The sequence below is a fragment of the Microbacterium hatanonis genome, assembly GCF_008017415.1.
In the GTDB taxonomy this organism is placed as follows: Bacteria; Actinomycetota; Actinomycetes; order Actinomycetales; family Microbacteriaceae; genus Microbacterium; species Microbacterium hatanonis.
This window is the reverse complement of sequence record NZ_VRSV01000001.1, coordinates 1,014,083-1,033,794: the sequence shown is the minus strand read 5'-3', so window position 1 is coordinate 1,033,794 and position 19,712 is coordinate 1,014,083. Positions and strand designations below refer to the sequence as shown.

Below are 19,712 nucleotides of genomic sequence, written 5' to 3'. Positions count from 1 at the left end.
CGCAGCACCCTCTCGAAAGGTCTTCCATGCCCTTCCGCTCCCCCTCGCGACGCCGGCGGCTCGTCCCGCTCGCGCTGGCCGCCGCATCCGCCCTCCTCTTGACCGCCTGCTCGCCGTCTGCGAACTCCTCGACACCGGTCGAGGAGACGAGCGTCACGATCCTGCAAGCCGACATCGGCATGGGCCTCATCAAAGAGGCCGGCCCGAACAACACCGAGTTCCTCGGCGCGACGCAAGGAACGCTCCTGCGCAAGCCCTACACGGAGACCGACGTGGCGGGCGTGTTCGAGCAGGACCCGTACACGTACGACGGGTATCTCGCCGACAGTTACGAGGTCTCCGACGACGGCCTCGTGTACACGTTCCACCTCTCCGACGCGATCAGTGCTGCCGGCAACGAGATCACCGCCGACGACGTCATCTGGTCGTTCGAGCTCAAGTTCGGCGCCGAGACGTCGACCGCCCGCGGCGCGATGAACCCCGTCATCACCGACCCGGCGTCGCAGTTCGAGAAGATCGACGACAAGACCGTATCGATCACCCTCACCAGCCCTGGCCTCGGCACCACGCTCCTGTCGATGCTGTCGGACGCTCTGGCGTTCGTCTACGACAGCACCGTGATGCAGGAGGCCGCCACTCCCGACGACCCGTACGCCATCGGCTGGGCGCAGGAGAACCCGAACTACGGCTTCGGCCCCTACGAGATCGTGGACTGGGAGGTCGGCTCGCACGCCCGTTTCGAGGCACGCGAGGACTGGGTGCTCGGCGTGCCCGACGTCGACGTCGTCAACGTGCAGGTCGTTCCCGACGCGGGAACGCGTGCGACCACGATCCGAGGCGGCGACGCCGACATCGCCGAGGGCCTGTCTCCGACCGATGCAGCCGACCTGTCGTCGTCCGACGGTCTGGTCGTTCCCACGGTCGCCTCTCCCAACACCTCGCAGGTCCTCTCCCTGGTCACCAACAAGGCGCCCTTCGACAATCCGGTCGTGCGGGAGGCGGTGACCCATGCCGTCCCGTTCGACGACATCATCGACAACGTCTTCCAAGGGCGGGCGGTGCGTCACGGATCGGGCATCGTGTTCACCAACACCCCCGGATACGACGGCAGCGGGCTGCCCGAGTACGAGTACGACCCCGAAGCCGCGAAGGCCCTCCTGGCGCAGGCGGGATACCCCGACGGGCTGTCGTTCACCCTGACCGTCAGCGCGGCGGACGCCGACTCCCAAGCCACCGCGGTGCAGATCCAGACGGCCGCGCGTCCGGCGGGCTTCGACGTGCAGATCGAGTCGGTACCCGGAGCCGACTTCCACACCGGCCGCTACGCGAAGATCTGGCAGTCCTTGATCTCCGTCCAGGCCCCGTGGGCGATCACCCCGATCTACACGCTCAACCTGCAGACCGGCGTCGACTCCCAGAACAACATGTCGGACTGGGAGGACCAGACGTTCTACGACGCGCTCACGGCGAGCGCAGCGGTCATCGACCAGGGCTCGGCTGAGGCGGGGGCGTCGTGGAACGCCGCCGAGAAGCGTCTGCTCGAAGAGGCGCCGTTCATCCAGATCGCGCAGGTGCAGCCGGGCGTCGCCATCTCCGACCGCGTGAGCGGTTGGGCGTGGCGCACCGACAACACCATCGACTACGCGCACCTCTCGATCACCGAATGACCCCGGGTGGGTGCGGGCCGACAGAGGCCCGCACCCACTCTCACCGCACGATCCGCAGCACCGCTCAGGAGAATCATGACCTTCAGCATCATCGCCACCGATCCGCTCACCGGCGCCGTGGGCGTCTGTCAGGGAACGGGCTCGATCGCCCTCGCCTCACGGTGTCCGCAGCTCTCGGGGGGCGTGGCCGTCACGAGCCAGTGGCACAGCGATTGGCGGCTCGGCATGCGCGCGCTCGAACTCGGGCGCTCCGGCATGGACCCCCGCCTCATCCTCGCGGCGCTGTCGGAGACCGACCCGCTGTTCTCCTACCGCCAGCTCGGGATCGTGCTCGACGACGGCCGAGTCGCGGCGCACACCGGCGACTTCGAGGGTGGACAGCGGTATGCCGGGCACCGGGTGGGCACCGGGTACGCGGCGCTGGGTAACGGCATCGTCGGCCCCGACGTGCTGGACGCCCTCGCGGAGACGTTCGAGTCGCTCGTCGACGTCGCCTTCGAAGAGCGCCTGATGCGTTCTCTCGAGGCCGGGCTCGCAGCGGGCGGAGAGGGTCGCACGCACGTCTCGTCGTCGCTCATCACCACCGTGCGCGGAGAGCGTCGTCCGCGTATCGACATCCGTGTGGACATCGCGCCGGAAGGAGCCGACTCGATACGCGAGCTCCGCCGCATCTTCGATGTGTACGGCCCTCTCATGGAGTACTACAGCGACTACTGGCTCGAACACCCCGAGGTCGACGGCGACGAGTGGCTCGCCATGGGAAGCCCGCGAAGTGCATCGAGGCAGCTCGTCGGATGACCACCGCGGCCTTCCCCCGCCGCCCGCCCCGCGACAATAGGATCGAAACGCACGCGCACCACACCGACCCCGCAACCGCAGACATGGCGCCTACCTCCACCGACGACGGCCTGGCCGAGGAGCTGACCGATCAGCAGGTCTTCGGTGCGCGTCTGCGCATGTTCCGCAAGAGCCGCCGCATGTCGATGCGCGACCTCGCCGTCGCGGCCGGCGTGAGCCCGAGCTACATCCACCAGATCGAGAACGGAACGGCCAACGCCGGGTTCAATGTTCTGAGACGCCTCGCCGACGTCCTGTCGCTTCAGATCATCGACCTCTTCGAGAGGCCCCGAACGTCGGGACGCGTGCTTCGACGGGAGGAGCGCCCCTCGCTCTCTCACGGCGGCGACGTGCTCACGACCGCCATCACGCCGCCACCGCTCCTCGACGTCGAGGTCACGTCGACGGAGTACCCGCCCGGGGCGGTCGTGGGCGGCGATGACTACACCCACGGCGATGTGCGCGAGATCTTCATCGTCGTGCGGGGCCTGTTCCGCTTCCGTCTCGACGGCTCGGACTACGAGTTGAGAGAAGGCGACAGTCTCGACTTCCGCTCGTCCGTGCCGCACACCATCACGAACATCGGCCCGGAGCGTGCCGAGGCGATCTGGGTCTCATCACCTCCTGCCAGCCTGAACCGCCCGAGCGCCGGCGAGACAGCACCGCCTGAGCAGTGAGCACCGGAGGGCACATGCGAGACACCGCGAGCGGTCCGTTCGTCGTGACGCTGGTCGTCGACCTGCCGATCACCAAGCTCGATGCCCTCGACGTGATCGCGTTCGCCGCCGACTCGGTCGTCGAGCACGCGGGCACGGCATGGCCGCGGGTGGGGCTGGCTCCGAACGTGTGGGCCGAGGTGCAGATCCCGAGGTTCGCCGACCCGCCGCCGCTCGCCATCGACGTGTGCTCCGACGCGTCGCTCGAGGCGGCCGCCGTTCAGGCCCAGCGCCTCGACGCCGCCTTGACCCGTTACGGCTGGGTCGTCAGGCTGCCGCGACCCGGTGAGGCCGGCTGACCCCACCGGGCGCGGCAGAAGCGCTCAGTACCAGTTCGTGGCCTGCGAATGGCCCCATGCGCTGCACGGGGTTCCGTAGGCGGCGGAGATGTACTGCAGCCCCCAGGCGATCTGCGTCGCCGCGTTGGTCTGCCAATCGGAGCCCGCGCTGGCCATCTTGCTGCCGGGCAGAGCCTGCGGGATACCGGTGGCACCGCTCGAGGCGTTGTACGCCTGGTAGTTCCAGCTCGACTCCTTCTGCCAGAGCGACGACAGGCACGAGAACTGATCGCTCCCCCAGCCGTACCGCTCTGCCGCCATCGAGCTGGCGACCGCTTTCGCGCCATCGGGCGTGTTCGCCGCCGCGAGCGCATCGGCGGCGGCCTGAGCGGCAGCCGCGGCAGCGGCCTGGGCGGCTTCCTCGGCCTCGCGCTGGGCCTGGGCGGCGTCCTCCGCCGCTTTCTGCTCACGCGCGGCGTCGAGCTCGGCGCGGAGCGTGGCGACCTCATCGCTCACCGAGGCGGCCTGCGCCTCGGCGTCGTCGGCCAAGGCGGGGTAGAGCAGCACCGGCACGATGCTCGCCTTCGCGAGGCTCGAGATCGACGCGCGCAGGTCGGTCGTGTCGATCGTCGGCTCGGCGATCCGCGACGACAGGCCCGACTCGGCGACCGACGCCATGACCGTGGCGGCCTCCGCCTGGGCCGACCGCGCGCTGTCGAGCGCTGCCTGGGCCTCGCCCGTGCTGGTGGTGAAGGCGTCGACGACCGGGGAATCGACGAGGAAGGGTGCCGCCTCGGTGATCTGCAGGGCGAGGGTGGCGGATGCTGCGGCCGGAGTCGCGATCGGACTCGCCGTCGCAGCGGCGGCGGAGGCCAGAACGCTGACGGCGACACCGGCGCACGCGCCGGCGATGAGGAGACGGCGGCGCGGGCGCGCCGATTTCTGGGTGTGGAGCATGAACCGGGTCCTTCGGTTGGTGGGCGCCAGAACGGCGCTTCGCGTCCTCGGGTGAGACACAAGTGCCCGAGTCTGCACCACTCCGTCTGGACGAACCCTCGGCACTTCCTGGACGGAACGTGAGAGGAGCCCTTTTGGTAAAGGCCGGATCAGAAGCTTTTAGCGACGCAGCTAGCGAGCACGGAGCTCGTCGAGCCGCCCCGAGAGGTGCTCGATGAGACGCAAGGAGACCTGGACTCCTTCGTCAGTGAAATCGACGAGACGCGTACTCAGCACCGCGTCCGCAACGACGACATCGCAGCCCAGAATGCGCTGCACCTCGGTGCGGGCGGCCTCGCGGGTCGCGGCGCTCGCAGCGGCTTTCGCGACGTCCTCGAGCCGCGCTCGCCCCACCCCTTGAGCGCGCGCCTGGAGGATCTGCATCTCGAGCTGGTCGCGTCTATCCGCAGGTGCTCGCCGGGCAAACCTCGGACGACGCTGACGTTCGATCACCTCGGCCGTCAGCTCCAGCGGCAGGGGCGGAGGCGAAGGAACGGCCAGGCCCGGCAGGAATGCGCGCAGCTCATAGCTGCCGGGTTGCAGATCGCGCCACTGTCCGTCCCCGACGTCGACCGGAAGCCGCGCGTACTCACCCGGAGCGAGCGGCACGGCCCGGTTGTTCCCTCCCCCGCTCATCCAGCCGAATCCCACGTCCTTCTGCTCCGCCGGGATGATGACGCCGACGACGTGGAAGGGATCACCGTCGGGGCGCCACATGCTCTCACCGGTGTTGACGATGTCGATGGCGAACCCGACACCGTCGAGGGCTGCGTCGATCGACGTGCGGGTCGCCTCCGGCCACCGCATCTCGAGACCGCGCGACCGGTCCGCGCGACTGGGACGCAACGGCATCGTCTCTGACTGCACCCGCGCAGATCGGCTCGGCGCCTCGGGGCGCCCGTCTCCCAGCTGCGCAATCCGCCACGACCGACCCGAAGCGTCGACGGGAGCACCGACCACGGCGGCCCCGGTGTCCCAGCGCTGGAGCACCCGCCAGCCGTCGGTGGGGATGCCCTCGATCCCCCGCTCGTCTACCGTCGCTCCGAACTCCGCCGCCAAGCGGCCCAGCGCAACGCCGACCTCGTCGATCACTTCCTGCGGAACGTCGAGATGCCCGATCTGCGGATGCTCGGCGGAATCGCTCATTCGGCCGGTCAGGGGCGCTGGGCCCGGTAGTACGCCAGAAGTGCCTTCGTCGACGCATCCTGCGCCTCGAGCGCATCTTCGTCTCCCTCGATCGCCGGGGCGATCTGCAGGGCGAGCTGCTTGCCGAGCTCGACCCCCCACTGGTCGAACGAGTTGATACCCCAGATGGTGCCCTGGGTGAAGGTGATGTGCTCGTAGAGCGCGATGAGCTGTCCGAGAACCGACGGGGTCAGCGACGGCGCGAAGATCGACGTCGTCGGTCGGTTGCCCGGGAACGTGCGGGCGGCGACGAGTGCCCCGGTGGTGCCCTCGGCCTCGACCTCCTCGGCCGTCTTGCCGAAGGCGAGGGCCTTCGTCTGCGCGAGGAAGTTGGCCAGGAACAGCCCGTGCACGTCGCGACCGCCGTCCTCGAGCGGGTACGCCGGGTTCGCGAAGGCGATGAAATCGGCCGGGATGAGGCGGGTGCCCTGGTGGATCAGCTGGTAGAACGCGTGCTGTCCGTTCGTGCCGGGCTCGCCCCAGAAGATCTCGCCGGTGTCGGTGACGACGGGCGTGCCGTCCCAGCGCACGGACTTGCCGTTGGACTCCATCGTGAGCTGCTGCAGGTAGGCCGGGAAGCGGTGCAGCTGCTGGGCGTAGGGCAGCACCGCGTGCGACTGCGCCCCGAGGAAGTTGTTGTACCAGACGTTGAGCAGGCCCATGAGGACGGGCACGTTCTGAGCTAGCGGCGTGTGCGCGACGTGCTCGTCGACGGTGTGGAACCCGGCGAGCAGCTCGCGGAAGCGGTCGGGGCCGAGGGTGATCGCCAGCGACAGGCCGATGGCCGAGTCGACCGAATACCGACCGCCCACCCAGTCCCAGAACCCGAACGCATTGGCCGTGTCGATGCCGAAGGCGGCGACCTTGTCGAGCGCGGTGGAGACCGCGACGAAGTGGTGGGCGACAGCATCCGTGCGGGATGCTTCGGAGCCATCGATCGCGCCGGACTCCGTCAGACCCGCCCACAGCCATTCGCGACCCAGGCGCGCGTTCGTGAGGGTCTCGAGCGTCGTGAACGTCTTCGACGCGACGATGAACAGGGTGGTCTCGGGGTCGAGGCCGGCGGTCTTCTGCGCGACGTCGGTCGGGTCGATGTTCGACACGAAGAGCGCGTCGATGCCGGCGTCGGCATAGGGCCTCAGAGCCTCGTAGACCATGACCGGGCCGAGGTCGGAGCCGCCGATGCCGATGTTGACGACGTGGGTGACCTTCTTGCCGGTGATGCCGCGCCATTCGCCCGACCGAACGCGCTCCGCGAAGGCCGAGAGGTTGTCGAGCACCTCGTGCACGTCGGCGTCGACGTGCTGACCGTCGACCACGAGCTCGGGGCTCGCCCCGCCCGGCCGGCGGAGGGCGGTGTGCAGCACCGCGCGGTCTTCGCTGGTGTTCAGATGGTCGCCGGCGAGCATCGCCGCGTATCTCTCGGCGACGCCGGTCTCTGCGGCGAGCTCGACCAGGGCCGCGAGGATCTCGTCGGTCACCAGGTTCTTCGAGAGGTCGACGTGAAGATCGCCGACGGTGTGGGTCAATCGCTCCACCCGGCCCGCATCGTTCGCGAACCAGCCGCGCAGATCGGGCTCGAAGGTGTCGCGGGCCGCGGTCAGCTGGCTCCAGGCGGACGTGGACGTGGGGTCGACAGGTGCGCTCACGCTCTTACGTTACCGAGGAATGCGACACACCACGCGGGGGCGGAGTGTATCGGCGGTCGATGCCGCCCTCTGCCACGCGTACGGTGAAAGGCATGCGCCGAATCCTTCCCCTCGCCTCCGCCTCCGTCGTGCTCGCCCTGGCCCTCGCCGGGTGCTCGCCCGCCACGATCGACACCGACACCCCCGCCGCCTCGAGCTCATCCGCACCGTCGGAGTCCGTCGAAGCCACCACGGGCGACCGCATCAACGGAAGCGGCTACAGCTTCACCGCCCCCGAGGGCTGGGGCATCCCCGAGGGCCAGGCCGTACCCGACGGCGTCGACACGGCCGTCGCCGACGTGACCGACACCGACGGTTTCGCCGACAACATCAACGTCGTGCTCAGCCCGGCCGGCGAGGTCACCAACGAGCAGGTCGAGACCATCGGCGTGCAGGAGCTCGAAACCGGTGGGGCCACCGACGTGCAGGTGCTCGACCGCGTCACGGTCGCCGGGGTCGAGTCGTCGCACCTGACGGCGCTCCTCGCCTCGAGCGGCAGCGAGTTCCGCGTCGACCAGTACTACCCCACCAACGCGGGCCAGACCTTCGTCGTGACCTTCACCTTCAACGACGACGTGGCCGAGGCCGACCGCACCGCGCTCGCGCAGTCGGTCTTCTCCACCTGGGAGTGGACCGCCTGACACCTCGACGTACAGATGGCAGTTCGTGCCGCAGCGTCCATCCGGATGCGGCACGAACTGCCATTTCTGTTCCGGTCAGCGGACGAGCGCGTCGGCCTTGTCGGTCTTGCGGCGCCTGACGGTGTGGCGGGTGTGCTGCAGCACGCTCACGCCGACCACGACCGCGAGGAGCAGGTAGAGCACCACCGTGATGGGAGAGGAGACGAGGATCGTCGGATCGCCCTCCGACACGGCCAGCGCGCGGCGCAGCTGGGTCTCGGCGAGCGGGCCGAGGATCGCGGCGATCAGCACCGGTGCGAGCGGAAGCGCGAAGCGTCGCATGATCAATCCCACGACGCCGATCCCCAGCGCCATCCAGAGGTCGACGGTGCGCGACGCGATCGCGTAGATGCCGAGCATCGCGACGACCGAGATGCCCGCGTAGAGGTAGTGACGCGGGATCAGCAGCAGCTTCGCCCATACCGCGGCGAAGGGGAGGTTGATGATCAGCAGGATGATGAGCCCGAGGAAGAGGCTCGCCAGCAGCGGCCACACGAGGTCGCCGCTGCGCTCGAAGAGCAGCGGGCCGGGCTGCATGCCGTACTGCTGGAACGCAGCGATCATCATCGCGGCCGTGGCCGACGTCGGGATGCCGAGGCCGAGCAGCGCACCCATCGCGGAGCCCGCTGTCGCGTTTCCCGCGGCCTCCGGTCCGGCCACACCCTGGATCGCACCGCGCGTACCGAAATCGGGGTCGTTGCGCCGCTTGGCCAGTCGCTTCTCCGTGCCGTAGGCCAGGAAGGTCGGTACCTCGGAGCCGCCGACCGGGATCGCGCCGAACGGCACGCCGAACGCGGTGCCGCGCAGGAAGGCCGGCAGCGCCTGACGCCACTCGCGGGCGTTCAGCATCGGCGAGCCCTTCGGCGCGACGACCGCGCCGGGGCCTCCCGATCGACGGATGTACGAGCCGACGTGCAGCACCTCGCCGAGCGCGAGGAGGCCGACGGTGATGACGATGATCGAGATGCCGTCGAAGAGCACCGGGCTGCCGGCGGTGAAGCGTTCGGTGCCGGTCATGCCGTCGATCCCGACGAGGGCGAGCGCGAAGCCGAGACCGAGCGAGACGAGCCCGCGCACGATCGAGTCGGCGACGACGGCCGAGATGGCGACGAAGGCGAACACGGCGAGCGCGAAGTACTCGGCCGGACCGAAGATCGTCGCGAGCTGCACGATCGCGGGGGCGAAGAAGACGACGAGGATGCAGGCGATGGTGCCGCCGATGAAGGCACCGATCGCCGACGTTCCGAGCGCCTTGGCCGCTCGACCGTCTTTGGCCATCCGATGGCCCTCGAAGGTCGTGGCTATCGCCGAGGAGTTGCCCGGGGTGTTCAGCAGGATGCCCGAGGTCGAGTCGCCGAACAGGCCCCCGAAGTAGATGCTCGCGAACATGATGAACGCGCCGGTGGGGTCGAGGCTGAACGTGACCGGCAGCAGCAGGGCGACGGCCATGGCCGAGCCGAGACCCGGCAGCACGCCGACGGCGGTGCCGAGCACGGCCCCGATGACGAGGAAGAGCAGGTTCTGCGGCGTGAAGGCGACCGCGAACCCCTCCATGAGGTGTCCGAGCTGATCCATCAGAGAATCCCTCCCAGGAAGCCGGCGGGCAGCGACAGACCGAGGCCGGCCCCGAACGCCAGTTGCACGACCGACGAGATGATGACGGCGATCGCGATGTCCATCAGCGGCCGCTTGCTGCCGAACGCCCAGGCGATGACCCAGAACAGCGCCGCGGCCGAGATGAGCCAGCCGACGAACGGCAGGATCACGATGAAGCCCGCGAAACCGGCGATCGTGATCAGCACCGTCCTGTGGTCGGATCCGGATGCAGCGCTCCCCGCAGCATCCGTCGGCGTCGCCGCGTAGTCCTCGGGCGAGACGACCCGGATCTCGCTCGTCGCGTCGATCGAGCCGAGGTCGCGGAGCATCTCGTCGGAGATCTCCACCGGGTCATCGCCCACGTGCTGACGCTGCGGCGTGCGCAGCACCTCGATCGCCAGGGCGATGCCCACGGCGTAGAGGAAGACGCAGACGAGGGTCGGGAAGAACTGCGGCCCGGGGAAGGCGGCGCCGTCTGGCACCTCCATCGTGACGGTGCCGATGAGCATCCACGTCGCGAGGATGAGGACGCCGGCCACGACGAAGAGCTCGCTGCGGCCGGTGAACCACCGGGGCATCCGCTGGACGCGGATGGTCCCCGTGGTCATCGGATGTGAATCGTTGGTCGTCATAGTCCCAGCTCCTCGACGATCTGCTCGGTGCGGCGGGTCTCTTCGGCGATGAACGCGCCGAACTCGTCTCCGGTCATGAAGCTGTCGACCCAGCCGTTGCGGTCGAGCACCTCGGCCCATGCCTCCGTGTCGCGCAGTTCGGTGACCATGGCGATCAGCTCCTCGCGGGTCTCGTCGTCGATCCCGGGCGGGGCGATGTACCCGCGCCAGTTCGACATCGACACGTCGAGGCCGCCCTCGCGGAAGGTCGGCAGGTCGATGCCCTCGACGGGCTCGGGAGCGGAGGTGCCGAGAGCCCGCATGCTGCCCGATTCGATCTGGTCGCGGAACTCGTTGTACCCCGAGAGGCCGGCCGCGGCCGTGTGCGAGAGCACCGAGGTCACGACTTCGCCGCCGCCGGGGTAGGCGAGGTAGTTCACGGAGGCCGGGTTCGCTCCGACGGCCTGGGCGAGGAGCCCGGCGAGGAGGTGGTCGATGCCGCCGAGCGATCCGCCGGCGATGGCCGTGCCGCCCGGGTCGGCGGCGAGCGCCGCGGCGAAGTCGTCGAGGGTCTGGAACGGCGAGTCGGCCGGCACCACGAGCACGTTGAAGTCGTCGGCGAGCCGGGCGATCGGGGTGACGTCTTCGAGGGTGACCTGGGAGTTGTTGATGATCGTTCCGCCGACCATCACGCCGCCGGTGACGAGCATGATGTCGTGCCGGTCGCCCATCTCTGCGACCTGGCCGAGGCCGATCGTTCCGGACGCACCGGGGATGTTCACGACCTGCACTCCCCCGGCGATGCCCTCAGTGCGCATGACCTGCTGTCCTTCGCGGGCGAAGGCGTCCCATCCACCGCCGGGCGCGGCGGGCGCGACGAGGGTGATCTTCGTGCGCGGGCTGGCGGAGCCTCCTCCGGTGACGCTCGCGTGCACGGCGGCGCCGAGGAAGAGCGCTCCGGCGAGGACACCCACGATCGTTCCGATGATGCGTCGACGCATATCCACCTCCCGGGTCTGCTTCGTCGTTGCTGCAGACCGCCCGAGTAGACTGGCATCGCGTGGGTGTCGCGTCGCGTTCGGCTGGATTTGCGCTCATTGATGCTCACGCCGCGGAGGAGTCGACGATGACCTCGAACACGCAGGGTGCGAGCACGAAGACCCGCACGCTCGCGATCCTCGTCATGCAGTGCGTCGTCGTCCTCGCCTGTGTGGCCGTCACCACCCTGGTCGCTCTCGCGGTGCAGGACCGCAGCATCCGCGTCGCCACGACCGAGCGCGTGCTCGACGTGTCGCGGAGCCTCGCCGACCTCGACCAGGTGCGCACCGCCGTGCAGGACGACACCGCCTCGGCCATGGCCGAGCTGCAGCCGCTCGCCGACATCCTGCAGGAGGCCTCCGGCGTCGACTACGTCGTCATCACGGATGCCGCCGGCATCCGCCTCACCCACCCGACGCCCGACCAACGCGGGCTTCCGGTCTCGACCGATCCGTCGGCCGTGCTCGACGGCGAGACCTTCGTGGGCACCGAGACGGGCACGATCGGCTCGACGCTGCGCGCGAAGGTGCCGGTCTACGACGGCGACGAGATCGTGGGCACCGCGTCGGTCGGCATCCTCGAGAGCCGCATCGCGAGCGACCTGAACGCGGCGGTCGGGGGGCTCCTCCCCTGGGTGCTCGGATCCGTGGTGATCGGATGCTTCGTCAGCGCGCTGCTGACCGGAGTGCTGCGCCGCAGCATCCGCCGTCTCGAAGACCGCGCCCGCGATGCGGAGACGCAGCGGCGGATCGCCGAGGCGCTGCGCGACCAGACGCACGAGTTCCGCACCCGTCTGCACGTGATCCGCGGCCTCGTCGCCGAGGGCGAGTCGGATGCCGCGCTGGACTACGTCGACCGTCTCGTGCCGCTGACGACCGGCACCGCGGCGGCGGCCGCCGTCGGCGACCCGGCCCTGCGCACGCTGCTGGATGCCCTCGCCGCCGAATTCGCCGCACGGGGCGGGCGTCTGGAGGTCGACCCGCTGACCACGGTCGAGCCGGGGCTGCTCGACGACGCCGACCTGCTCGTGATCGGCAACCTCTGTCGCAACGCGATCGAGGCGGGCGGGCAGCGCGTTCGCGTGCTCGTCGTCGCCGACCCGACCGGGGTGCACGTCGACGTGAGCGACGACGGCCCGGGCATCGCGCCCGACCTGATCGACCGCATCTTCGAGCGCGGGGTCTCGTCGAAGGGCGGACCCGAGGCGCGCGGGGTCGGTCTCGACCTCGTGCGTCGTGCGGTCGCCGGGCGAGGCGGCACCATCACGGTCGGACGCTCGACGTGGGGCGGCGCGCGCTTCACCGTCGAGATGCCGATCACGGCCCGGGGGCTCGTGCGGTGAGCGGCACCCGCATCCGCACGCTGCTCGTCGACGACGACCCGGCCGTGCTGCGCCTGCACTCGGCCTATCTGCGCGACGTCGAGGGGTTCGACCTCGTCGCGGCCGTGCGCACCGGCACCGAGGGGGCGCGCCTCGCGGCGGACACGAGCATCGATCTCGTGCTGCTCGACATGAACCTGCCCGACTTCAGCGGTATCGAGGTGCTGCACCGGCTCCGGTTGGTGCGCGAGTGGGGTGTGGACGTCATGGTGATCAGTTCTGCACGCGACGGGTTCACCGTGCGCCAGGCACTGGCGGCCCACGTCGTCGGATATCTGGTGAAGCCGTTCACGAAGGAGGCGTTCGTCGCCCGGCTCACCGAGTACCGCGACGAGCGCGGTGCGCGCCCCGCTGAGACGCCGATCGGGCTCGCCCAGGGCGAGATCGACCGGTTGGTCGAGCCGCGCACCGCGACTGCCGCACCTCCGACCCCGGCCGCGCTGCCCAAAGGCCTCGCCGATTCCACGCTGCAGACGATCCTCGCGGCGCTGCATCCGACGACGCCCGCGACCGTGCAGGCGATCGCCGAGGCGTCGGGCGCCTCGCGCGCCACGGTGCGCCGCTACCTCGGCTACCTCGCAGACACCGGGCAGGCCGCCGTCTCCCACCGTTTCGGCGCGCGCGGCCGCCCCGAGGTGCTGTACCGCCGCGTGGCGTGACCCCACCCGAAGAAATACGTCGAGGGCGGTCGCGGTTGCAGCCACCATGCAGACCGCGCCGATCGAGCTCACGCTGTTCTCGTCGTCGTTCTGCGGAGCATGCCGGCAGACGCGATCGGTGCTGGAGCGTGTTCAGCAGCTCGTTCCGGGCGTCGTCGTGACCGAGCACGACGTGGCGTTCGTGCCCGATCTCGCCGAGGCCGACCGCATCGACGCCACCCCGACGGTGATCGTCCGCTCGAGCGCCGGCGGCGAAGTGCTCCGCGCGAGCGGCGTGCCGCAGCTCGACCACGTGCTCGTCGCGGTCGCGCGCGCCCTCGAGGCCTGAGCTACTCCGCGGCCTCCCGGCGCGAACGCATCTGGGCGAGAGGCCGGGCCAGACGGTGGTTGCCGGTCAGCTGGTCTTCGTGCTCGTCGAGGAAGCGCCAGTAGGCGTCGGTGAAGGCGGACTCCTTCGCCTCCCGGCCCGACGACCACCACGACCCCATGCGCTGAAGATAGGCGCCGCCGGAGATATAGGGCTTGGTCGCCACGAGCCCGCCGTCGGCGTACTGGCTCATGCCCATCACGTTCGGCACCATGACCCACTCGTACGCGTCGACGAAGAGCGCGGAGAACCAGCGCGTGACCTCGCGCGGCTCGTACCCCTGCAGCAGGAACCAGTTGCCCAGCACCATGAGTCGCTCGATGTGATGGGCGTATCCCCACCGGTGGACCCGCGCCAGCACCGCGCGGACGGGCTCGGGCAGGTCGTCGGGGACGTCCTCGTTCGTGTACCACCAGCCTTCGAGCCGTCGCTCCTGGCCGAGGAAGTTCGTCCGCTCCAGCGCCGGGTGAGCGCGATACATCCCGCGCATGTACTCCCGCCACCCGATCACCTGTCGCAAGAACCCCTCGATCGAGGCGAGCGGCACGTCGTCGACGGCGGCGAGCGCCGCATCCGCCACCTCCTGCACCGAGACGAGCCCGATGTTGAGCATCGGCGAGACCACCGAATGGAACAGGAACGCCTCGTCGTGAGCCATCGCGTCTTCGTAGCGGCCGAAGTCGTGCAGCCGCTCGGCGACGAACGTGTCGAGCCAGCCGCGCGCGCCCTCGGGCGTCACGGGCAGCCAGAACTGCGTCGCATCGCCCGGATGGCCTGCGAATCGGTCGGCGACCTCGGCGATCGTGCGCTCGAGGATCGGGTCGCGCTCGACGGCCGGCAACGCGGGGATCGGCAGACCGCCCTTGGGGAGCGGTTCACGATTGTCGGCGTCGAAGTTCCAGCGACGCCCGACGGGCTTCTCGCCGTCCATCAGCACGTCGGTACGGCGACGCTGCCACCGGTAGAAGTCCTCCATGACCGGGGTGGGATGCTCGGCGAACCAGCCATCGACGAGATCGGCGGGCGTCAGGAAGAGGTCGTCGGGGTACACGCGGGTACGCAGTCCGAGGCGGGCGCACAGCCGGTCGAGGCGCTCGTCGACGCCGCGATCGGTCGCGCTCATCCACGCCAGCCCGTCGGCATCGGTCTCGCGTACGAGACGCTCGACCCCCTCCGCGAACGACAGCCCGTCCGACAGCGCTACGCGGTGCACGGCCCGCCCGTCGGACTCGAGTCGCGCTGCGGCGTGCCGCATCGCCGCGAGCACCAGCACGATCTTGTGCTGGTGGTAGGGCAGCCGCTCGAACCGTGAGGCCGACTCGACGAAGAAGAACGCGTCGATGTCGGGATCGTCGAAGGCCGGGTGCCGCGCCAGAAGCTGCGTGCCGAGGATGAGAGCCGCCTTCACGCCCGACGCCTCTCACGAGCGGCTGCGGCGCGGCATCCGCGCGAGCAGTACTTCACCTCGTCCCACTGCTCGCGCCCCGCCCACCTCTTGCGGTCGGCGAACGGGCGCCCGCAGTGCGCGCACGGTTTCGTCTGCCGCGGCGTCGCGGCCATCACGGTTACAGCCCGACCATCTCGGCGCTCTCGTCCCAGAGGCGCTTGGCGACGAGCGGGTCGTCGGCGATGCGGCTCGTCTTCGACGGCCGGTTGTTCGAGTAGAACTCGCCCGGCTCCCAGTCGACCCCGGGCTTGCCGAGCGCGAGCCACGTCAAGCGGGCGCCGCCGACCTCGGTCGAGGTGAGCAGGCGCGCGGCGAGCGGGTTGGTGTACATGAAGCGCCACGGGCCCGTCGACGCCGCGGCGAACCCGCTCGCGATCGCGCCGGGGTGGAACGCGACGGCGCTGAGCCCGTCGTCTCCGAAGCGGCGGTTGAGTTCCTTCGTGAACAGCACGTTGGCGAGCTTGCCGTTGCCGTAGGCCGTCGTCGCCGAGAAGCGGTTCTCGCCCTGGAGGTCGTCGATGTCGAAGCGGGAGAAGCCGCGAGCGGCGAAGCTCGAGGTCTGCACGATCGACGCACTGCTCTCGATCAGCCGATCCATCAGCAGGTTGGTGAGGAGGAAGCCGCCGAGGTGGTTGACCTGGAAGGTCAGCTCGTAACCGTCCTTCGTCACGGTGCGCTCGCCGAAGACGCCTCCGGCGTTGTTGGCGAGCACGTCGATGCGGGGGTAGGTCTCCAGGAGCACGGCGGCGAGGTCTCGCACCTGGGAGAGATCGCTGTAGTCGGCGACGTGCGAGGGCACTCCCAGCTGCCGGGCGACCTTGGCGGTCTTCTCGGGATTGCGCCCGACGACCACGACCTGCTCGCCGGCGTCGGTGAGCTGACGGGCGGATGCGGCGCCGATGCCGTCGCTGGCTCCGGTGATGACGATGGTGCGCGGCACGGGTCCTCCTCGATTGCGGGTGGCGTCAGCGTAAGCGCGGATGCTTCGCGTTCGCCGGGGGTTGCGCGGACCGCGCCCTCCCTACCGGGAATGCCTCCCGCCCGCCCGCGTTGGGCCGGGGGATGACTTCCTCCGCGAACACCCCCTCCTCCCCCTTCGATCCGGATCGCCGCGCACTCGTCGTCGGCGCGACCGGGATCGGCGGGTCGGCCCTGGTCGACCTGCTCGCCGAGCGCGGATGGGAGGTGACGGCGCTCTCCCGACGCCCCGGTGCACCGCGCGCGGGCGTGCGGGCGCTGTCGGCGGATCTGCGATCGGCGGCCGACCTCGCCCGAGTGCTGGCGGACGAACGCCCCACGCACGTGTTCTTCACGGCCTGGTCGCGTCAGGCCACAGAGGAGGAAAACATCGCTGTCAACGGCGGGATGGTCCGCGATCTCCTCGCGGCGCTCTCCTCCGCACCGGTCGCGCACGTGGCGCTCGTCACCGGCCTGAAGCACTACCTCGGGCCCTTCGAGGCGTACGGCCAGGGAGCGATGCCCGACACACCGTTCCATGAGGACGAACCGCGTCTGGACGCCCCCAACTTCTACTACGCGCAGGAGGACGAGCTGTTCGCCGCGGCCGCGCGCGGAGGGTTCACGTGGTCGGTGCACCGCTCGCACACGGTGATCGGCCACGCGGTCGGCAACGCGATGAACATGGGCCTGACCCTGGCGGTCTACGCGTCGATCTGCCGCGAACTCGGCGCACCTTTCGTCTTCCCGGGGTCGCTCACGCAGTGGAACGGGCTGACCGACATGACCGACGCGACCGTGCTGGCCGAGCAGATGGTGTGGGCGGCCACATCCGACGCCGGCCGCGACGAGGCGTTCAACGTCGTGAACGGCGACGTCTTCCGCTGGCGCTGGATGTGGCCGCGGCTGGCCGCGTACTTCGGCGTCGACCCGGTCGGCCCCGTCGAGACCCCCCAGCCGCTGGCGGAGCGGATGGCCGATGCGCAGCAGGTCTGGGATCGCCTGGTCGCGGCACACGGACTCGCCGAGCCCGACGTCGCCCGGATCGCTTCGTGGTGGCACACCGACGCCGACCTCGGCCGGGAGATCGAGGTCGTCACCGACATGAGCAAGTCGCGCCTGGCCGGATTCACCCTGCACCACCGCACCGTCGACTCTTTCACTGCGCTCTTCGACCGCTACCGTGCGGAGCGTCTCATCCCCTGAGGGGGTGTGATCCCGGCGGAACGACGGGGCTTCGTCGAGCGACGTCGTTCGACGTCGATGCGTCGTGTGGACGGAACGGCCTCGATGGGCGTACTGTTTCGGATCGGTGAGGCAAGCCTTACCTCATGAGGCCGACCCGATGGGCTCCCCTCGTTCCCGTTCCCCACCGCAAGGACGTCCGCCCGTGTTCGCGACCTTCCTCATCGGCCTGCGCGAAGGCCTGGAAGCTGCCCTCGTCGTCGGCATCCTCGTCGCCTACCTCTCGCGAGCCGGCCGTCGCGACGCGCTCCCCCGCCTCTGGGCCGGTGTCGCTCTGGCGGTGATCCTCTCGCTCGGCATCGGTGCGATCCTCACGTTCGGCGCGTACTCGCTCACGTTCGAGGCCCAGGAACTCATCGGCGGACTCCTCTCGCTCGTCGCGGTCGCGATGGTGACCTGGATGATCTTCTGGATGCAGCGCACCGCTCGCACGCTGAAGAACGACCTCGAGAGCGGAGTGCAGCGGGCTCTCGTCGCCGGGAGCGTCTGGGCCCTCATCGCGATCGGCTTCGTCTCGGTCGCCCGCGAGGGGATCGAGACCACTCTGCTGCTGTGGTCGATGGTGCAGTCGTTCGGCAACGCCCCCGACGCGCTCCTCGGAGCCCTGCTCGGTCTGGCGTGCGCGGTCGTGCTCGGGTGGGCGGTGGCAAGGGGGATGCTGCGGCTCAACCTCCGCGTCTTCTTCACCTGGACGGGCGCGTTCCTCGTCATCGTCGCGGCCGGAGTGCTCGCCTACGCGATCCACGACCTGCAGGAGGCCGGCGCGCTTCCGGGCCCCTTCACCGCCGCCGCACCGCTCGACGCTGCCACCGGCGCCGTGGCGACCGGGTGGGCGGCGCTGCCGTTCGGGTGGGCCTTCGACGTCTCCGTCGCCGTTCCCCCGGGCAGCCCGCTCGCCGCCATCCTGCAGGCCACGATCGGCTTCATGCCGCGGATGACCTGGCTGCAGGTCATCGCGTGGGTCGTGTACATCGCCGTCGTCGGCCTCTTCTTCGTCCGCGGCGCGATGGGGCGCCCTGCACGAGCGACGTCGGCCCCCGCGGCGTCGACGACCTCCGCGCTCGGCAACGAGGTTCCCGCGAACGGCGCCGGCGTCCCCGCCGCCGGCGCGTCCACCACACAGCAAGGAGCAGCATGAACACCTCTCGTCTCGTCGGAGCGGCAGCGGCCCTCGGGGTCGTGACCATCGTTCTGGCCGGTTGCGTCGCGAAGGCCGACGTCGCCGCATCCGATGCCCTCACCGTTACCTCCACCGCCGACGGCTGCGAGGTGTCGGGGTCGAGCGCCACGAGCGGCACCCTCGCGTTCGACGTCACCAACAGCGGCGACGAGGTGACGGAGTTCTATCTGCTCGCCGACGATGGCCTGCGCATCGTGGGCGAGGTCGAGAACATCGCGCCGGGCGCTTCGCGCACGCTCACGGTCGTCGCGCAGCCCGGCGACTACTACACCCTCTGCAAGCCCGGCATGATCGGCGACGGGGTCGGCAGGGCCGGCTTCGCCGTCAGCGGCGATGCCGTCGCGATCGACGGACCCGACGCCGAGCAGAAGCAGCAGGCCGTCGACCTCTACGCTGCGTTCGTCAAGGACCAGGTCGGCCAGCTCGTACCCGCCGTCGACGCGTTCGTCGCCGCCTACGAATCGGGCGACGATGCGGCGGCGCAGGCGCAGTTCCCGCAGGTGCGCGCGTTCTACGAGCGCATCGAGCCCGTCGCCGAAGCGCTGGGCGACCTCGACCCCCGCATCGATTACCGCGAGGTCGACGCCGTCGCCGAGGGGCTCGACTGGACCGGATTCCACCGCATCGAGAAAGACCTCTGGGTGCCGGCTCAGGACGCCCTGAACGCCGACGGCGAGACGCCCGCCTGGCAGGACTGGGCGCCGTCGACGGCCGAGGAACGCGCTTCCTACGGCGACCAGCTGATCACCGACGTGCAGGAGCTGTACGACTACGTGCACTCCGCCGACTTCCAGACGGCTCTCGACGCGCAGGGCGTCGCGGGCATCTCGAACGGCGCGATCGCGCTCCTCGACGAGGTCGCCACGGGCAAGATCAGCGGCGAGGAGGACTGGTGGTCGGGGACCGACCTCTACGACTTCGCCGCGAACGTCGAGGGCTCGAAGATGGCGTTCTCGCTCGTGTCCGACTTCGCCGCATCGAAGGGCGACGAGGGTGGCGCCCTCGTCGAAGAGATCGAGGCCGGCTACGCCGATCTCGAGGCGTCGCTCGCCGCGCACGGTTCGCTCACCGACGGTTTCGTCGGCTACGGGCAGCTGACCGACGCCGACAAGCGCGAGTTCACCGACCTCATCAACGCGCTGGCCGAGCCGCTCTCGCAGCTCACCGTGACCGTCCTGGAGTGA

At 69.9% G+C, this 19,712-nt stretch carries 20 protein-coding genes; 11 read left to right on the top strand and 9 right to left on the bottom strand.

Features of this window, described 5'->3' with window-relative positions; translation table 11 throughout:
• Positions 1-26 precede the first annotated feature (26 nt).
• The 4 genes from FVP77_RS04930 to FVP77_RS04915 all read left to right on the top strand — a co-directional run bounded on the left by FVP77_RS04930 (position 27) and on the right by FVP77_RS04915 (position 3,519).
• On the top strand, positions 27-1,667 hold the full coding sequence (locus FVP77_RS04930) for an ABC transporter substrate-binding protein (RefSeq protein ID WP_147893509.1): 1,641 nt from the start codon (positions 27-29) through the stop codon (positions 1,665-1,667).
• A gap of 75 nt (positions 1,668-1,742) precedes the next feature.
• Entirely contained in the window at positions 1,743-2,465 is a 723-nt protein-coding gene (locus FVP77_RS04925) for a DUF1028 domain-containing protein (protein ID WP_147893508.1), read from the top strand.
• 83 nt (positions 2,466-2,548) lie between these two features.
• Complete coding sequence (locus FVP77_RS04920; RefSeq protein ID WP_187266820.1) at positions 2,549-3,181, top strand: helix-turn-helix domain-containing protein; 633 nt, start codon at positions 2,549-2,551, stop codon at positions 3,179-3,181.
• Positions 3,182-3,195: 14 nt separating this feature from the next.
• Complete coding sequence (locus FVP77_RS04915) at positions 3,196-3,519, top strand: hypothetical protein (RefSeq protein WP_147893506.1); 324 nt, start codon at positions 3,196-3,198, stop codon at positions 3,517-3,519.
• A 24-nt stretch (positions 3,520-3,543) separates the two neighbouring features.
• On the opposite strand, the gene FVP77_RS04910 is transcribed toward FVP77_RS04915, so the two are convergent.
• The 3 genes from FVP77_RS04910 to pgi form a co-directional block, all read right to left on the bottom strand.
• Positions 3,544-4,455, bottom strand: coding sequence for an aggregation-promoting factor C-terminal-like domain-containing protein (locus FVP77_RS04910; RefSeq protein WP_147893505.1), 912 nt, complete (start codon positions 4,453-4,455; stop codon positions 3,544-3,546).
• Positions 4,456-4,626: 171 nt separating this feature from the next.
• A complete protein-coding gene (locus FVP77_RS04905; protein WP_147893504.1) occupies positions 4,627-5,640 on the bottom strand; it encodes a hypothetical protein in 1,014 nt (337 codons plus the stop codon).
• Positions 5,641-5,648: 8 nt separating this feature from the next.
• Positions 5,649-7,328 carry a glucose-6-phosphate isomerase gene (pgi, locus tag FVP77_RS04900; protein WP_147893503.1) on the bottom strand — a complete coding sequence of 560 codons (1,680 nt, stop codon included), beginning with the start codon at positions 7,326-7,328 and terminating at the stop codon, positions 5,649-5,651.
• A 92-nt stretch (positions 7,329-7,420) separates the two neighbouring features.
• Here pgi and FVP77_RS04895 point away from each other — a divergent pair, with 92 nt between their 5' ends.
• Positions 7,421-8,008: a hypothetical protein gene (locus tag FVP77_RS04895; RefSeq protein WP_147893502.1), complete on the top strand. Its 588-nt coding sequence runs from the start codon at positions 7,421-7,423 to the stop codon at positions 8,006-8,008.
• 75 nt (positions 8,009-8,083) lie between these two features.
• Here FVP77_RS04895 and FVP77_RS04890 read toward each other — a convergent pair whose 3' ends face one another.
• The 3 genes from FVP77_RS04890 to FVP77_RS04880 are packed head-to-tail and all read right to left on the bottom strand — an operon-like array spanning position 8,084 to position 11,255.
• The gene (locus FVP77_RS04890; protein ID WP_147893501.1) at positions 8,084-9,622 is read right to left on the bottom strand and encodes a tripartite tricarboxylate transporter permease; all 1,539 of its coding nucleotides are present in this window, start codon (positions 9,620-9,622) and stop codon (positions 8,084-8,086) included.
• Positions 9,622-10,251 (bottom strand): tripartite tricarboxylate transporter TctB family protein, encoded by a 630-nt coding sequence (locus tag FVP77_RS04885; RefSeq protein ID WP_222707692.1) that lies wholly within the window; start codon positions 10,249-10,251, stop codon positions 9,622-9,624. Before FVP77_RS04885 ends, FVP77_RS04890 begins: the two co-directional genes overlap by 1 nt.
• Before the next feature lie 20 nt (positions 10,252-10,271).
• Complete coding sequence (locus FVP77_RS04880) at positions 10,272-11,255, bottom strand: Bug family tripartite tricarboxylate transporter substrate binding protein (protein WP_147893499.1); 984 nt, start codon at positions 11,253-11,255, stop codon at positions 10,272-10,274.
• A gap of 125 nt (positions 11,256-11,380) precedes the next feature.
• On the opposite strand from FVP77_RS04880, the gene FVP77_RS04875 reads away from it, so the two are divergent.
• The 3 genes from FVP77_RS04875 to FVP77_RS04865 are packed head-to-tail and all read left to right on the top strand — an operon-like array spanning position 11,381 to position 13,660.
• The gene (locus FVP77_RS04875) at positions 11,381-12,634 is read left to right on the top strand and encodes a sensor histidine kinase (RefSeq protein ID WP_147893498.1); all 1,254 of its coding nucleotides are present in this window, start codon (positions 11,381-11,383) and stop codon (positions 12,632-12,634) included.
• The gene (locus FVP77_RS04870) at positions 12,631-13,332 is read left to right on the top strand and encodes a response regulator (protein WP_147893497.1); all 702 of its coding nucleotides are present in this window, start codon (positions 12,631-12,633) and stop codon (positions 13,330-13,332) included. Before FVP77_RS04875 ends, FVP77_RS04870 begins: the two co-directional genes overlap by 4 nt.
• A 46-nt stretch (positions 13,333-13,378) precedes the next feature.
• Positions 13,379-13,660 (top strand): thioredoxin family protein, encoded by a 282-nt coding sequence (locus tag FVP77_RS04865; RefSeq protein WP_147893496.1) that lies wholly within the window; start codon positions 13,379-13,381, stop codon positions 13,658-13,660.
• A gap of 1 nt (position 13,661) precedes the next feature.
• On the opposite strand, the gene FVP77_RS04860 is transcribed toward FVP77_RS04865, so the two are convergent.
• From FVP77_RS04860 to FVP77_RS04850, 3 genes are read right to left on the bottom strand one after another with little or no spacing between them, the layout of a single operon-like run.
• Complete coding sequence (locus tag FVP77_RS04860) at positions 13,662-15,107, bottom strand: cryptochrome/photolyase family protein (protein ID WP_147893495.1); 1,446 nt, start codon at positions 15,105-15,107, stop codon at positions 13,662-13,664.
• A complete protein-coding gene (locus tag FVP77_RS17200; protein WP_121151915.1) occupies positions 15,104-15,259 on the bottom strand; it encodes a DUF2256 domain-containing protein in 156 nt (51 codons plus the stop codon). The genes FVP77_RS04860 and FVP77_RS17200 overlap by 4 nt, the downstream gene beginning before the upstream one ends.
• Before the next feature lie 5 nt (positions 15,260-15,264).
• A complete protein-coding gene (locus FVP77_RS04850; protein ID WP_147893494.1) occupies positions 15,265-16,086 on the bottom strand; it encodes an SDR family NAD(P)-dependent oxidoreductase in 822 nt (273 codons plus the stop codon).
• A gap of 122 nt (positions 16,087-16,208) precedes the next feature.
• Between FVP77_RS04850 and FVP77_RS04845 the strand changes: the two genes are divergently transcribed.
• The 3 genes from FVP77_RS04845 to efeO all read left to right on the top strand — a co-directional run bounded on the left by FVP77_RS04845 (position 16,209) and on the right by efeO (position 19,712).
• Positions 16,209-17,309, top strand: a complete 1,101-nt coding sequence (locus FVP77_RS04845; RefSeq protein WP_147893493.1) for an SDR family oxidoreductase — start codon at positions 16,209-16,211, stop codon at positions 17,307-17,309.
• A 184-nt stretch (positions 17,310-17,493) separates the two neighbouring features.
• Positions 17,494-18,486, top strand: coding sequence for an iron uptake transporter permease EfeU (gene efeU / locus FVP77_RS04840; RefSeq protein ID WP_147893492.1), 993 nt, complete (start codon positions 17,494-17,496; stop codon positions 18,484-18,486).
• Complete coding sequence (efeO, locus tag FVP77_RS04835) at positions 18,483-19,712, top strand: iron uptake system protein EfeO (protein WP_147893491.1); 1,230 nt, start codon at positions 18,483-18,485, stop codon at positions 19,710-19,712. Before efeU ends, efeO begins: the two co-directional genes overlap by 4 nt.